General features: G+C 66.8%; 8 protein-coding genes. 7 read left to right on the top strand and 1 reads right to left on the bottom strand.

The genetic code is table 11. The features are described from left to right. The first annotated feature begins 25 nt into the window (after positions 1-25). The 3 genes from atpD to BLA15945_RS22750 all read left to right on the top strand — a co-directional run bounded on the left by atpD (position 26) and on the right by BLA15945_RS22750 (position 3,965). Positions 26-1,420 carry a F0F1 ATP synthase subunit beta gene (gene atpD / locus BLA15945_RS22760; RefSeq protein WP_006477287.1) on the top strand — a complete coding sequence of 465 codons (1,395 nt, stop codon included), beginning with the start codon at positions 26-28 and terminating at the stop codon, positions 1,418-1,420. A gap of 148 nt (positions 1,421-1,568) precedes the next feature. Continuing rightward, positions 1,569-1,994, top strand: a complete 426-nt coding sequence (locus tag BLA15945_RS22755; RefSeq protein WP_006477288.1) for a F0F1 ATP synthase subunit epsilon — start codon at positions 1,569-1,571, stop codon at positions 1,992-1,994. Between the two features lie 243 nt (positions 1,995-2,237). Beyond that, entirely contained in the window at positions 2,238-3,965 is a 1,728-nt protein-coding gene (locus BLA15945_RS22750) for an AMP-binding protein (RefSeq protein WP_174993433.1), read from the top strand. Positions 3,966-4,686: 721 nt separating this feature from the next. Here the strand turns inward: BLA15945_RS22750 and BLA15945_RS22745 are convergent. Beyond that, the gene (locus tag BLA15945_RS22745; RefSeq protein WP_174993432.1) at positions 4,687-5,487 is read right to left on the bottom strand and encodes a transporter substrate-binding domain-containing protein; all 801 of its coding nucleotides are present in this window, start codon (positions 5,485-5,487) and stop codon (positions 4,687-4,689) included. Positions 5,488-5,636: 149 nt separating this feature from the next. Between BLA15945_RS22745 and hemE the strand changes: the two genes are divergently transcribed. The 4 genes from hemE (at position 5,637) to BLA15945_RS22725 (ending at position 14,957) form a co-directional block, all read left to right on the top strand. Continuing rightward, positions 5,637-6,731, top strand: a complete 1,095-nt coding sequence (hemE, locus tag BLA15945_RS22740; protein WP_319002396.1) for a uroporphyrinogen decarboxylase — start codon at positions 5,637-5,639, stop codon at positions 6,729-6,731. 451 nt (positions 6,732-7,182) lie between these two features. Then, entirely contained in the window at positions 7,183-9,444 is a 2,262-nt protein-coding gene (locus BLA15945_RS22735; protein WP_174993431.1) for a primosomal protein N', read from the top strand. Positions 9,445-9,800: 356 nt separating this feature from the next. Further along, complete coding sequence (gene putA, locus BLA15945_RS22730) at positions 9,801-13,733, top strand: trifunctional transcriptional regulator/proline dehydrogenase/L-glutamate gamma-semialdehyde dehydrogenase (RefSeq protein ID WP_174993430.1); 3,933 nt, start codon at positions 9,801-9,803, stop codon at positions 13,731-13,733. 84 nt (positions 13,734-13,817) lie between these two features. Then, positions 13,818-14,957: a branched-chain amino acid ABC transporter substrate-binding protein gene (locus BLA15945_RS22725; protein WP_166963881.1), complete on the top strand. Its 1,140-nt coding sequence runs from the start codon at positions 13,818-13,820 to the stop codon at positions 14,955-14,957. The last annotated feature ends 10 nt before the right edge of the window (positions 14,958-14,967 follow it).

The raw sequence follows: 14,967 nt of genomic DNA, 5'->3' as shown, positions 1-14,967 counted from the left end.
GAATCAGGTATTTAAAGGAAAAGCGATGAGTACTGCTGCTTTGGTAGAAGGCAAGATCGTACAGTGCATCGGCGCCGTTATCGACGTGGAATTCCCGCGCGACAGCATGCCGAAGATCTACGACGCGCTTATTCTCGATGGCTCGGAACTGACGCTCGAAGTCCAGCAGCAGCTGGGCGACGGCGTGGTCCGTACCATTTGTCTGGGTGCATCCGACGGCCTGCGCCGCGGCCTGACCGTGAAGAACACGGCAAAGCCGATCTCGGTGCCGGTCGGCAAGCCGACCCTCGGCCGGATCATGGACGTCCTCGGCCGTCCGATCGATGAAGCGGGCCCGATCGAAAGCGATGTGACGCGTTCGATCCACCAGAAGGCTCCGGCGTTCGACGAACTGTCGCCGTCGACCGAACTGCTCGAAACGGGTATCAAGGTTATCGACCTGATCTGCCCGTTCGCAAAGGGCGGCAAGGTTGGCCTGTTCGGCGGTGCTGGCGTGGGCAAGACCGTCAACATGATGGAGCTCATCAACAACATCGCGAAGGAACACGGCGGTTACTCCGTGTTCGCGGGCGTGGGCGAGCGTACCCGTGAAGGGAACGACTTCTATCACGAAATGAAGGACTCGAACGTCCTCGACAAGGTCGCGCTGGTGTACGGCCAGATGAACGAGCCGCCGGGCAACCGTCTGCGCGTCGCGCTGACCGGCCTGACGATGGCCGAGCACTTCCGTGACGAAGGCCTCGACGTGCTGTTCTTCGTCGACAACATCTACCGTTTCACGCTGGCCGGTACCGAAGTGTCGGCACTGCTCGGCCGTATGCCGTCGGCAGTGGGCTATCAGCCGACGCTGGCTGAAGAAATGGGCAAGCTGCAAGAGCGCATCACGTCGACCAAGAAGGGCTCGATTACGTCGGTTCAGGCCGTGTACGTCCCTGCGGATGACTTGACCGACCCGTCGCCGGCTACGACCTTCGGCCACCTGGACGCAACCGTCGTTCTGTCGCGTGACATCGCTTCGCTGGGTATCTACCCGGCGGTCGACCCGCTCGACTCGACGTCGCGCCAGATCGACCCGAACGTGATCGGTGAAGAGCACTACTCGATCACCCGTCGCGTTCAGCAGACGCTGCAGCGCTACAAGGAACTGCGCGACATCATCGCGATTCTGGGCATGGACGAACTGTCGCCGGAAGACAAGCTGTCGGTCGCGCGCGCACGTAAGATCCAGCGTTTCCTGTCGCAGCCGTTCCACGTTGCTGAAGTGTTCACGGGCTCGCCGGGCAAGTACGTGCCGCTGAAGGAAACGATCCGCGGCTTCAAGATGATCGTCGACGGCGAGTGCGACCACCTGCCGGAACAGGCGTTCTACATGGTCGGCACGATCGACGAAGCCTTCGAAAAGGCCAAGAAGATCCAGTAAGGGTCACGGGATCGGAGTAAGCGCTGAAGCGCTTGCTCCCGTCGACCGCCGCAGGGCAAGAGTAAGCGCCGAAGCGCTAACGCTTGCCAACTGCGGCATGGGGCGGGAGCAAGTGCCAAAGCACTCACTCCCGCCGACAGGAGTCCATATGGCAACCATCAAAGTAGACGTCGTCAGCGCGGAAGAGCAGATCTTCTCGGGCGAGGCGAAATTCGTCGCGCTGCCGGGCGAAACGGGTGAGCTGGGTATTCTGCCGGGCCACACGCCGCTGATCACGCGGATTCGTCCGGGTGCGGTGCGCATCGAAGTCGAGGGCGGCAACGACGAATTCGTGTTCGTCGCGGGCGGCATTCTCGAAGTGCAGCCGGGCGCCGTGACGGTGCTCGCCGATACCGCGATCCGCGGCAAGGACCTCGACGCGGCGAAAGCCGAGGAAGCGCGCAAGCGTGCCGAGGAAACGCTGCAGAACGCGAAGTCGGATCTCGACCTCGCGAAGGCGCAATCCGAGCTCGCGACCGCGATGGCGCAGCTCGAAGCGATCCAGCGTCTGGCGAAGATCCGCAGCCGGCACTAAGCCGCGCCGCGTATCCCGCGAAAGAAAGCAGCCTTCGGGCTGCTTTTTTTTCGTCTGCGGATTGCGGGCCGGATCATTGCGTCCGGTCGTGCTATTTCATCCGTCCGCCGCGAATTGATGTCAGAGTGTCGTCAGCGGAGCGCGGCATCATCCGCGGTGAGGCTGTCCGTCGCGATCAGGCGGCGGAGGCGGGCGCAGCAGGCGCGCGCGGGGCCGATCAGACAAAAAAGGACGGAGACATTCATGGCAGCAGACCTTGGCGTGGGCGCGCTGATCGCGCCCGAGAACGGCTTGTCGTACGTGCGTGGCGCGACCGACGTGCCGCTATCCGAAGCGACGATCGGCCGGTTCCTGCTCGACACGGCCGGCCGCTTTCCGGATCGTCCGGCCGTCGTGTTCCGCGAACAGCAGGTGCGCTGGACCTGGCGCGAGTTCGCGAACGAGATCGACGTGCTCGCGGCCGGGCTGGCCGCGCTCGGCATCGTGAAGGGCGACCGCGTCGGCATCTGGTCGCCGAATCGCAGCGAATGGCTGCTCACGCAGTTCGCGACCGCGCGGATCGGCGCGGTGCTCGTGAACCTGAATCCGGCCTACCGGCTCGCCGAGCTCGAATACGCGCTGAACAAGGTCGGCTGCAAGGCCGTGATCACGGCCGAACGCTTCAAGTCGTCGGCCTACGTCGAGATGCTGCAGGCCATCGCGCCGGAACTGGCGGGCGCGACGCCGGGCGACCTGCATGCGGCACGCGTGCCGAGCCTGCGCACGGTCGTGTCGATGGGCGACGTCGCGCCGGCCGGCATGTTCCGCTTCGCGGACGTGATGACGCGCGGCCGCCAGGCGGTCGATCCCGCGTTGCTCGATGCGATCGGCGCGACGCTCACGGCCAACGACCCGATCAACATCCAGTTCACGAGCGGCACGACGGGCAGCCCGAAGGGCGCGACGCTCACGCACCGCAACGTCGTCAACAACGGGCGCTCGATCGCGACCGCGATGCGCTTCACCGAGCAGGACACGCTGTGCATTCCCGTGCCGCTGTATCACTGCTTCGGGATGGTGCTGGCCGTGCTCGCGTGCGTGTCGAAGGGCGCGGCGATGGTGTTCCCGGGCGAGGCGTTCGACCCGGTCGCCACGCTCGCGGCCGTGGCCGGCGAGCGCTGCACCGCGCTGCACGGCGTACCGACGATGTTCATCGCGGAGCTCGATCATCCGGAGTTTTCGAAGTTCGACCTGTCGACGCTGCGCACCGGGATCATGGCCGGTTCGCCGTGCCCGATCGAGACGATGAAGCGCGTCGTGTCGCAGATGCATCTGTCGGAGATCACGATCGCGTACGGGATGACGGAGACGAGCCCCGTGTCGTTCCAGAGTTCGACCGACGATCCGCTCGAGAAGCGCACGACGACGGTCGGCCGCATCCAGCCGCACCTGGAAGTGAAGATCGTCGATGCGAGCGGCGACATCGCACCGGTCGGCGCGACGGGCGAGCTGTGCACGAAGGGCTATTCGGTGATGCTCGGCTACTGGGACGACGACGCGAAGACGCGCGAGGTGCTGGTCGACGGCTGGATGCACACCGGCGACCTCGCGACGCTCGATGCGGACGGCTACTGCAACATCGTCGGCCGCCTGAAGGACATGGTGATTCGCGGCGGCGAGAACGTCTACCCGCGCGAGATCGAGGAATTCCTGTTCCGGCATCCGAAGATCCAGAGTGCGCAGGTCTTCGGCGTGCCCGATGCGAAGTACGGCGAGGAGCTGTGCGCGTGGATCGTGCTGCGCGCGGACGAGCAGATGACCGAAGACGACGTGCGCGCGTTTTGCAGCGGGCAGATCGCGCACTACAAGATTCCGCGCTACATTCGCTTCGTCGACGAGTTGCCGATGACGGTGACGGGCAAGGTGCAGAAGTTCGTGATGCGCGACCGGATGATCGAGGAGCTGAAGCTCGACGTGCAGAAGACCGCTTGAAGCGGTATTGCGGCGGGAAAAACGTGGCGGCCTGCGGGCCGTTACGCTTTCGATGGACGAAAAAAAGCGGGCTTATTAGCCCGCTAAAAACCACACGCTACGGGGTTAGCGCGAGGAGACCAAAGATGAAACCGGATCCGGCGGGGGGCCGGAAACGACTCCAACAGGGATGCCCCTCGGAAGGGCTTCGGTACGTGACCGACTGGCTCGCAGCGCTTCGCGTCCGCTCACACTTGGCACACGAGACCGCATCCGTGTTGAAACCGTTGAGGCCATTGTGGGCGAATTAATGACCCGTCGCGGTAACAAAGTGTTTCAGGTTGTAACGCCCGCCAGATAAGGCTTTCCGGGATTTTTTGCTGTTTTCGGGGTCCTGAAAAAGGTCATTTTTACTCAAATTTTCCGCAGCGTTTTCAGGGTATGCGCGCGATGCGTTTTTCATGCGTATCGGGCGCGATGAATTGCCGATTTTCACGCGAGAAAGTGCGCGGCATGACCGATACCGTGCATGACGATTCATTCGTCAGAAAGATTTTGAAACGTGATCGGACTGCGCGGAAGTCGGCCGATCGGCCGATTCGGTGGTCTGGAGCCGGTTGCGGGCTGCGGTGGCGCGATGGCGAGATGTAACGGCGGCGCAAACGCAGCCGTCGCGTGACGATTGCGGCCCGCGGCGGCCACGGGGTCGGTGCCCGTTATCGGCCGCCGCGCGCGGGCCTGCTTACTTCAGCCACTTGTCCGAGATCGCCTGGTATTCGCCGGTCGACAGCGCGAGATGGAGCCACTGGTCGACGTATTGCTGGAACACGACATCGCCGCGCGGCACCATGTACGCCTTCTCGCCGAACTGGAACGGCTTGTCCGGATGCACCGAGCACAGCCCCGGATTCAGCTTTTGCTGCAGTTGCGTCTCGGATGCATCCGTCACCATCACGTCGGCCTTGCCCGCGAGGATCTGCTTGAAGATCGTCACGTTGTCCGGATAGACGGTCAGGTTCGCATGCGTGAAGAACTGCTTCGCGAACCGCTCGTTGGTGCCGCCCGGATTCACGATCACACGCGTCTCGGGCCGGTCGATCTGCGCGATGGTCTGGTACTTGTCGGCGTCCGCGCAGCGCACGATCGGCGTCTTGCCGTCGACGACGTACGGCTGCGTGAAGAACACGCGCTTCTGGCGCTCGAGCGTCGTCGACACGCCGCCCACCGCGATGTCACATTTCGCGACGAAATCGGCGGTCAGGTTCGGCCAGCTCGTCTTCACGAGGTCGGTTTTCACGCCGAGCGACTTCGCGAGCGATTCGGCCATGTCGATGTCGATGCCCTCGAAACGGCCATCCGGGCGGTAGTACGAATACGGCTTGTAGTCGCCCGTCGTGCACACGCGCAGCGTGCCGCGTGCGAGCACGTCGTCGAGTCGCGAACCGGCGCCCGGCGCGGCCGTGGCGGCGCCCGCGGCGGTCTGCGCGTGCGCGGTGGCGCAGCAGAGCAGCGCGGCCCCGGCGAGCGTGGCGAGTGTCTTCATCGGTCTCCTCCTTCGTTTCGTTCGATATGAGCGTCCGATCATAACGGAGCCATCGCGCGCGTCATATGGCCGCCATCGCGTCGGCATGCGCAGCCTGAGGGCGGCAGTCCGGTAAAATGCCGCTTTGCCTTCGCATCGTCGCTCCTACCGTGGCCCATAACCTGCTCAACGACACCTTCCTGCGTGCGCTTCTGCGCGAGCCGACCGACTACACGCCGATCTGGCTGATGCGCCAGGCTGGCCGCTACCTGCCCGAATACAACGCGACGCGTGCGCGCGCCGGCAGCTTCCTCGGTCTCGCGAAGAATCCCGACTACGCGACCGAGGTGACGCTGCAGCCGCTCGAGCGCTTCCCGCTCGACGCCGCGATCCTGTTCTCGGACATCCTGACGATTCCGGACGCGATGGGGCTCGGCCTCGATTTCCAGGTCGGCGAAGGGCCGAAGTTCGCGCATCCGGTGCGCACCGAGGCCGACGTCGCGAAGCTCGCGGTGCCGGACATCGAGGAGACGCTCGGCTACGTGACGGGCGCCGTGCGCGAGATCCGCCGCGCGCTCACCGACGGCCAGGGTCGCCAGCGCGTGCCGCTGATCGGCTTTTCGGGCAGCCCGTGGACGCTCGCGTGCTACATGGTCGAAGGCGGCGGGTCGGACGATTTCCGCACGGTGAAGTCGATGGCGTATTCGCGCCCCGACCTGATGCACCGGATCCTCGACGTGAACGCGCAGTCGGTGGCGGCGTACCTGAACGCGCAGATCGAAGCGGGCGCGCAGGCCGTGATGATCTTCGACACGTGGGGCGGCGCGCTGGCCGACGGCGCGTACCAGCGCTTCTCGCTCGACTACATCCGCCGCGTGGTGTCGCAGCTCAAGCGCGAGCACGACGGCGAGCGCGTGCCGGTGATCACGTTCACGAAGGGCGGCGGGCTGTGGCTCGAAGAGATCGCGGCGACGGGCGTCGACGCGGTCGGGCTCGACTGGACCGTCAACCTCGGCGCCGCGCGCGAGCGCGTGGCCGGGAGTGTCGCGCTGCAGGGCAACCTCGACCCGACGATCCTGTTTGCGCCGCCGGCCGCGGTGCGCGAACAGGCGCGTGCGGTGCTCGACAGCTACGGCAACCATCCGGGCCACGTATTCAACCTCGGGCATGGTATCTCGCAGTTCACGTCGCCCGATCACGTCGCCGAACTCGTCGACGAAGTACATAGCCACAGCCGCGCGATCCGTAGCGGCGCCGCCGGCTGAACGCAAGCGCTGTCATGCTGCATTGCGGGGTGACAGCGTTTCGTTGCGCGCACTAAACAGGGCGCAACCCCGCACCGGTTGCCGATTCGGTGCTTGTCAAGACTTGACTTATACACATTTTCCACGTTGCAGCGCGGTAGAGCCCCGTATCGGTCAAATTGTCTCGCTATGGTTTGGTAATTTGAATAGCAGCCTTATGGAATAAGGCTCCGCGGGGCGCTGCAGCAAGCGGCGAAAAACAGCGGAAAGCACGGCCCCGCGCGCGTTGCGGCCATTGGGCGGCGAGTTCTCAACAAAGTTATCCACAGGCTGGGCAGGGTATACGGCGATTCCTAATGCGAATCCAAAACTTAGCGCCGAATCTGACGTTTTACTTTAAGTTCGCCGCCGCGATGCGGGCGCGGATGCAAGCCGCCTGTACTTCGCGTATCGCTGCCGCCGGAGCGCCGCAATGAGCGGCACCTACCTGCGCGTCGCGCTCGACCATCCGCTCGCGACCCTGTTCGACTACCGCTGCGATGCGCAGCCGACACCCGTGCCCGGCACGCTCGTGCAGGTGCCGTTCGGCAAGCGGCAGGCCGTCGGACTCGTCTGCGAAGTCACGACTCACACCGATGTCCCGCCGTCGCGGCTGCGCGCGGTCGATGCGATCTGCGCCGACCTGCCGCCGCTGTCGGCCGACTGGCTCGCGCTCGTGTCGTTCGCTGCCGACTACTATCAGCGCGGGCGCGGCGAGGTCGCATTGCCGGCGTTGCCGCAGGCGCTGCGCGATGCCGGGCGCTGGGGGCGGCTGCTCGCGCCCGAAGTGCGCTACCGGCCGACCGAAGCCGGCCGTGCGGCGCTGCCCGATGCGTTGCCCGCACGCGGCGCGGCGCTGCGGCGGCTCGCGCAGGCGCTCGTCGATACCGGCTCGCTGACGCTGCCCGACGCGCGCGCGCTCCACCCGAAGGCGGCCGCGACGCTCGACGACTGGGCGGCGCGCGGCTGGGTCGATATCGAGGAAATTGGCTGGGCCGATGCGCCTGTGCCCAAAGCTGTGGATAACCTGTCGACAACCGGTGGACGAACTGTGCCGCCGGCGCTGACCGACCAGCAGGCCGAGGCGCTCGACGGGATCCGCGCGGCGGAGGGCTTCGCGCCGTTCCTGCTGCACGGCGTGACGGGCAGCGGCAAGACCGAGGTTTATCTGCATGCGCTTGCGTCGCTGCTCGATGCGCGGCCCGACGCGCAGGCGCTCGTGCTCGTTCCCGAAATCAACCTGACGCCGCAGTTCGAGGCGGCGTTTCGCGCGCGCTTCGCGGGCGCGCTCGCCGACGATGCAATCGTCACGCTGCACAGCGGGCTCGCCGAGGGCGAGCGGGCGCGCAACTGGCTGGCCGCGCACACGGGCCGCGCGCGGATCGTGCTCGGCACGCGGCTCGCGGTGCTTGCGTCGATGCCGACGCTCGCGCTGATCGTCGTCGACGAGGAGCACGAGCCCGCGTACAAGCAGCAGGAAGGGCTGCGCTATTCGGCGCGCGATCTGGCCGTGTGGCGCGCGAAGCAGCTCGGCATCACGGTCGTGCTCGGCTCGGCCACGCCGTCGCTCGAAAGCTGGTGGCAGGCCGAGCAGGGGCGCTACACGCGGCTCACGCTGTCGCGCCGCGCGGTGGCCGACGCGACGCTGCCGACCGTGCGGCTGATCGATCTCGAAGAGGAGCGGCGGCGCGGCCGCGCGTCGATGGGCGGGCTGTCGGGGCCGCTCGTCGCGGCGCTGAAGGCGAGGCTCGAACGCGGCGAGCAGAGCCTCGTGTTCCTGAACCGGCGCGGCTATGCCCCGCAGCTCGCGTGCGACGCATGCGGCTGGGTCGCCGGCTGCCCGCGCTGCAGCGCGTATGTCGTGCTGCACAAGCCCGAGCATGCGCTGCGCTGCCATCACTGCGGCTGGGAATCGCGCATTCCGCGGTCGTGCCCCGAGTGCGGGAACGTCGACATCGCGCCGCTCGGGCGCGGCACCCAGCGCATCGAGGAAGCGCTGGCCGAGGCCGTGCCGGGCGCGCGCGTGCTGCGGATCGACGCGGACAGCACGCGCCGCAAGGGCAGCGCGCAGGCGCTGTTCTCCGACGTGCACGCGGGCGAGGTCGACATCCTGGTCGGCACGCAGATGATCGCGAAGGGGCACGACTTCCAGCGCGTGTCGCTCGTCGGCGTGCTCAACGCCGACACCGCGCTGTTCTCGCACGACTTCCGCGCGAGCGAGCGGCTGTTCGCGCAGCTGATGCAGGTGAGCGGCCGCGCAGGCCGCGCCGGGCTGCCGGGCGAGGTGATGGTGCAGACGCGCTACCCGCGTCACGCGCTGTACCACGCGCTCGGGCGGCAGGATTACGTCGGCTTCGCGAATTCGACGCTCGGCGAGCGCCGCGACGCGCACCTGCCGCCGTTCGTCTATCAGGCGCTGCTGCGCGCCGAAGGGCGCACGCTCGACGCGGCGCTCGCGTTTCTGCTGCAGGCCGCGGCGGCGTTGCCCGGGCTGCCGGGCGCCGATCGCGTGACCGTCTACGACGCGGTGCCGATGACGATCGTCAAGGTCGCGAACGTCCATCGCGCGCAGTTGCTGCTCGAAAGCGCGTCGCGGGCGGCGCTGCAGCATGCGCTGCGGGCCTGGCAGCCGGAGCTGCGCGCGCTGAAGGGCGTGCTGCGATGGAGCGTCGAAGTCGATCCGCTGGATATCTGAGCGGCGCGCTGCCGTATTGAAGACGCCCGGCCCGCCAGGCGCCACCCAACTGTCTGTCGTCGCGCCCGAACCGGGCGCCGCACCCGCGTCTCTCCCCCAGTGCAACCCGTTTTCGGCCGCTTCCGCGCGCGCCGAAGGTTGCACACGCGTGCCGAATCGGCCCGATCAGGGAAAACACCGATCCTCCGACCACGGGCAACCCCTAGGTTGCAACCGCATAAGTGGCTGATTATATTGACTAACCTGTAGGTGCAACCTATCTCGCAATTTGGTTGCACCTTTTTATTGCGTGCCGTAGGATTTCGCGCATCCTCTCACACCCTATTGCCGGGCTCGCACCGGCGCACGAACCCACCATGGCAAGCACGACTCTCGGCGTCAAAGTCGACGACCTTCTCCGCTCGCGCCTCAAGGACGCCGCCGCGCGTCTCGAGCGCACTCCCCACTGGCTGATCAAGCAGGCGATCTTCGCGTACCTCGAGCGGATCGAGCACGGCCAGCTGCCGCCCGAGCTGTCGGGCCACAGCGGCGTGACGGAGCTCGCCGACGGTCAGGCGGCGGACGGCGACGACGACAACTCGCCGCATCCGTTCCTCGAGTTCGCGCAGAACGTGCAGCCGCAATCGGTGCTGCGTGCGGCGATCACGGCCGCGTACCGCCGCCCCGAACCGGAATGCGTGCCGTTCCTGCTCGGCCAGGCGCGCCTGCCGGCCAACCTGCAGGCTGACGTGCAGGCGCTCGCGACGAAGCTCGTCGAGGCGCTGCGCGAGAAGAGCTCGGGCGGCGGCGTCGAAGGGCTGATTCACGAGTTCTCGCTGTCGAGCCAGGAAGGCGTCGCGCTGATGTGTCTCGCCGAAGCGCTGCTGCGCATTCCCGATCGCGCGACGCGCGATGCGCTGATCCGCGACAAGATCAGCAAGGGCGACTGGCGCTCGCACGTCGGCCACGCGCCGTCGCTGTTCGTGAACGCGGCGACCTGGGGGCTGATGATCACCGGCAAGCTCGTGACGACCAACAGCGAAGCGGGCCTGTCGTCGGCGCTCACGCGCCTGATCGGCCGCGGCGGCGAGCCGCTGATCCGCAAGGGCGTCGACATGGCGATGCGCCTGATGGGCGAGCAGTTCGTCACCGGCGAGACGATTTCCGAAGCGCTCGCGAACAGCCGCAAGTACGAAGCGCGCGGCTTCCGCTACTCGTACGACATGCTCGGCGAAGCGGCGACGACCGAAGAGGACGCGCAGCGCTACTACGCGTCGTACGAACAGGCGATCCACGCGATCGGCAAGGCGGCCGGCGGCCGCGGCATCTACGAAGGCCCGGGCATCTCGATCAAGCTGTCGGCGCTGCACGCGCGCTACTCGCGCTCGCAGCAGGACCGCACGATGAGCGAGCTGCTGCCGCGCGTGCGCGCCCTTGCGCTGCTCGCGCGCCGCTACGACATCGGCCTGAACATCGACGCGGAAGAAGCCGACCGTCTCGAACTGTCGCTCGACCTGCTCGAGGCGCTGTGCTTCGATCCGGATCTCGCGGGCTGGAACGGCATCGGCTTCGTCGTGCAGGGCTACCAGAAGCGCTGCCCGTTCGTGATCGACTACCTGATCGATCTCGCGCGCCGCAGCCGTCACCGCCTGATGATCCGCCTCGTGAAGGGCGCGTACTGGGATACCGAGATCAAGCGTGCGCAGGTCGACGGCCTCGAAGGCTATCCGGTCTATACGCGCAAGATCTACACGGACGTGTCGTACCTCGCGTGCGCGAAGAAGCTGCTCGCGGCGCCGGATGCCGTCTATCCGCAGTTCGCGACGCACAACGCGCACACGCTGGCCGCGATCTACCAGCTCGCGGGCCAGAACTACTACCCGGGCCAGTACGAATTCCAGTGCCTGCACGGGATGGGCGAGCCGCTGTACGAGGAAGTCACCGGCCGCGACAAGCTGAACCGCCCGTGCCGCGTGTATGCGCCGGTCGGCACGCACGAGACGCTGCTCGCGTACCTGGTGCGCCGCCTGCTGGAGAACGGCGCGAACACGTCGTTCGTGAACCGCATCGCCGATAAGGCGGTGCCGGTGAAGGAACTGGTCGCCGATCCGGTCGACGAAGCGTCGAAGGTCGTGCCGCTCGGCGCGCCGCACGCGAAGATCCCGCTGCCGCGCAACCTGTACGGCGACGAGCGTCCCAACTCGATGGGCCTCGACCTGTCGAACGAACACCGCCTCGCATCGCTGTCGTCCGCGCTGCTCGCGAGCGCGCACTTCCCGTGGCGCGCGGCGCCGATGCTCGACGACGACACGCTCGCCGACGCACCGGCACGCGACGTGCGCAACCCGGCCGACCAGCGCGACCTGGTCGGCACGGTCAGCGAAGCGACGGCCGAACACGTGAGCGCGGCGCTCGCGCATGCGGTGGCCGCCGCGCCGATCTGGCAGGCGACGCCGGTGGACGCGCGCGCCGACTGCCTGGTGCGCGCAGCCGACCTGCTCGAAGCGCAGATGCACACGCTGATGGGCCTGATCGTGCGCGAAGCCGGCAAGTCGCTGCCGAACGCGATCGCCGAGATCCGCGAAGCGGTCGACTTCCTGCGCTACTACGCAGCGCAGATCCGCGACGAATTCTCGAACGACACGCACCGTCCGCTCGGGCCCGTGGTCTGTATCAGCCCGTGGAACTTCCCGCTGGCGATCTTCATGGGCCAGGTGGCCGCGGCGCTGGCAGCAGGCAACACGGTGCTCGCGAAGCCGGCCGAACAGACGCCGCTGATCGCCGCCCAGGCCGTGCGCCTGCTGCGCGAGGCCGGCGTGCCGGCCGGTGCGGTGCAACTGCTGCCGGGCGACGGCGAGACCGTCGGCGCGGCGCTGGTTGCCGATCCGCGCACGCGTGCGGTGATGTTCACCGGTTCGACCGAAGTCGCGCGCCTGATCAACAAAACGCTGTCCGCGCGCCTCGACCCGGACGGCAAGCCGATTCCGCTGATCGCGGAAACGGGCGGCCAGAACGCGATGATCGTCGACTCGTCGGCGCTCGCGGAGCAGGTCGTCGCGGACGTGATGCAGTCGTCGTTCGATTCGGCCGGTCAACGGTGTTCGGCGCTGCGCGTTCTGTGTCTGCAGGACGATGTCGCGGACCGCACGCTGACGATGCTGAAGGGCGCGATGCACGAGCTGGCGCTCGGCAACCCGGACCGGCTGTCGACGGACGTCGGCCCGGTGATCGACGGCGAAGCGAAGCAGACGATCGACACGCACGTCGCGACGATGAAGGACAAGGGCCACGCGGTCACGCAACTGCCGTCGCCGGAAGCCTGCGCGCACGGCACGTTCGTGCCGCCGACGCTGATCGAGATCGGCACCATCGACGAGCTGAAGCGTGAAGTGTTCGGCCCCGTGCTGCACGTGGTGCGCTACCGCCGCAGCCAGCTCGACAAGCTGCTCGAGCAGATCCGTGCAACGGGTTACGGGCTGACGCTCGGCATCCACACGCGGATCGACGAGACGATCGCGCACGTGATTTCGAATGCGCACGTCGGCAACATCTACGTGAACCGCAACGTGATCGGCGCGGTGGTCGGCGTGCAGCCGTTCGGTGGCGAAGGGTTGTCGGGCACGGGCCCGAAGGCCGGCGGCGCGCTGTACCTGCAGCGCCTGCTCGCGACGCGTCCGTCGGGCCTGCCGCGCTCGCTCGCGCAGACGCTGATCGCGGACGGTGCGGTTGAAGGCGATGCGCGCGGCAATCCGGCGGCGGCACTCACGACGCTGCGCGACTGGCTGATCGAGCAGCGCGAGCCGGCACTGGCGGCACGTTGCGACGGCTATCTGGCACAGGTGCCGGCTGGCGCGACCGCCGTGCTGACCGGGCCGACGGGCGAGCGAAACACGTATACACTCGGCCCGCGCGGCACGGTGCTGTGTGTCGCGGCGACGCCAAGCGGCGCGCGTGCGCAGTTCGCGGCGGTGCTGGCGACCGGCAACCGTGCGCTGTTCGCCGGCGCGGCCGGCGAGGCGCTGGTCGCCGCGCTGCCCGCGTCGCTGAAGGCGCAGGCAACCGTGCGCAAGCAGGCCGACGTGCCGTTCGACGCGGTGCTGTTCGAAGGCGACAGCGACGAGCTGCAGACGCTGGTCAAGGACGTCGCGCAGCGGCCGGGCCCGATCGTGTCGGTGCAGGGCGTGTCGGTAGGCGCGTTCGAGAACGGCGATGCGGAAGATTACGCGCTGGAACGGCTGTTGACGGAGCGCTCGGTGAGCGTGAACACGGCGGCGGCCGGCGGCAATGCGAATTTGATGACGATCGGCTGATCATCCTTGCCGTTCGGATCAAACAAAGGAAGCGGCAAGGCGATCCCGAAGCCGCTCCATTTACCCTGGTACCAAGGAGATGCTATGCAACACACGATGAAAAAGCTGGCAGGCGCGACGTTCGTCGCGGTCATGTCGCTGGCGGGGACGGCCCATGCGGATGACGTGAAGATCGGTTACGCAGGGCCGATGACGGGCGCGCAGGCGCACTACGGCAAGGATATGCAGAACGGGATCGTGCTCGCGCTGGAAGACTTCAACGCGACGAACCCGAAGATCGGCGGCAAGCCGGTGAAGTTCGTGCTGAACACGCAGGACGACCAGGCTGACCCGCGCACGGGCACGACGGTCGCGCAGAAGCTCGTCGACGACGGCATCAAGGGCATGCTCGGCCACTTCAACTCGGGCACGACGATCCCGGCTTCGCGCATCTACGCGAACGCGGGCATTCCGGAAATCGCGATGGCGACGGCACCGGAATACACGCAGCAGGGCTACAAGACGACCTTCCGCATGATGACGTCCGACACGCAGCAGGGCTCGGTGGCCGGTACGTTCGCGTCGAAGGATCTCGGCATGAAGAAGATCGCGATCGTCGACGACCGCACGGCCTACGGCCAGGGTCTTGCCGACCAGTTCGAGAAGGCCGCGAAGGCTGGCGGTGCGACGATCGTCGACCGTGAATTCACGAACGACAAGGCAGTCGACTTCAAGGCGATTCTGACCAAGATCAAGTCGACGAAGCCGGACCTCGTCTACTACGGCGGCGCGGATTCGCAGGCAGCGCCGATGGTCAAGCAGATGAAGACGCTCGGCATCGCCGCACCGCTGATGAGCGGCGAAATGGTGAAGACGCCGACGTTCCTGAAGATCGCCGGCAACGCGGCCGACGGTACGATCGCTTCGCTGGCCGGCCTCCCGCTGGAAGAAATGCCGGGCGGCAAGACCTACGCCGACAAGTACAAGAAGCGCTTCGGCGAAGACGTGCAGACGTACTCGCCGTACGCGTACGACGGCGCGATGGCGATGCTGAACGCGATGAAGAAGGCCGATTCGACCGATCCGGCGAAGTACCTGCCGGTGCTCGCGAAGTCCGACATGGCGGGCGTGACGTCGACGCACGTCGCGTATGACGCGAAGGGCGACCTGAAGAACGGCGGCATCACGATGTACAAGGTCGAGAAGGGCGAGTGGAAGCCGCTGAAGAGCATCGGCGGCAAGTAAGCAGCCTGTC

The sequence above is a fragment of the Burkholderia arboris genome, assembly GCF_902499125.1.
GTDB lineage: Bacteria > Pseudomonadota > Gammaproteobacteria > Burkholderiales > Burkholderiaceae > Burkholderia > Burkholderia arboris.
Note: the sequence above shows the minus strand (reverse complement) of the source record. Positions and strands in the feature narration are given on the sequence as shown.

Excerpts from the sequence above, each read along its gene's own strand:
- BLA15945_RS22735 (WP_174993431.1), top strand. The coding sequence starts at position 7,183 with ATGAGCGGCACCTACCTGCGCGTCGCGCTCGACCATCCGCTCGCGACC.
- BLA15945_RS22725 (WP_166963881.1), top strand. The coding sequence starts at position 13,818 with ATGCAACACACGATGAAAAAGCTGGCAGGCGCGACGTTCGTCGCGGTC.
- atpD (WP_006477287.1), top strand. The coding sequence starts at position 26 with ATGAGTACTGCTGCTTTGGTAGAAGGCAAGATCGTACAGTGCATCGGC.
- BLA15945_RS22755 (WP_006477288.1), top strand. The coding sequence starts at position 1,569 with ATGGCAACCATCAAAGTAGACGTCGTCAGCGCGGAAGAGCAGATCTTC.
- BLA15945_RS22750 (WP_174993433.1), top strand. The coding sequence starts at position 2,238 with ATGGCAGCAGACCTTGGCGTGGGCGCGCTGATCGCGCCCGAGAACGGC.
- putA (WP_174993430.1), top strand. The coding sequence starts at position 9,801 with ATGGCAAGCACGACTCTCGGCGTCAAAGTCGACGACCTTCTCCGCTCG.
- BLA15945_RS22745 (WP_174993432.1), bottom strand. The coding sequence starts at position 5,487 with ATGAAGACACTCGCCACGCTCGCCGGGGCCGCGCTGCTCTGCTGCGCC.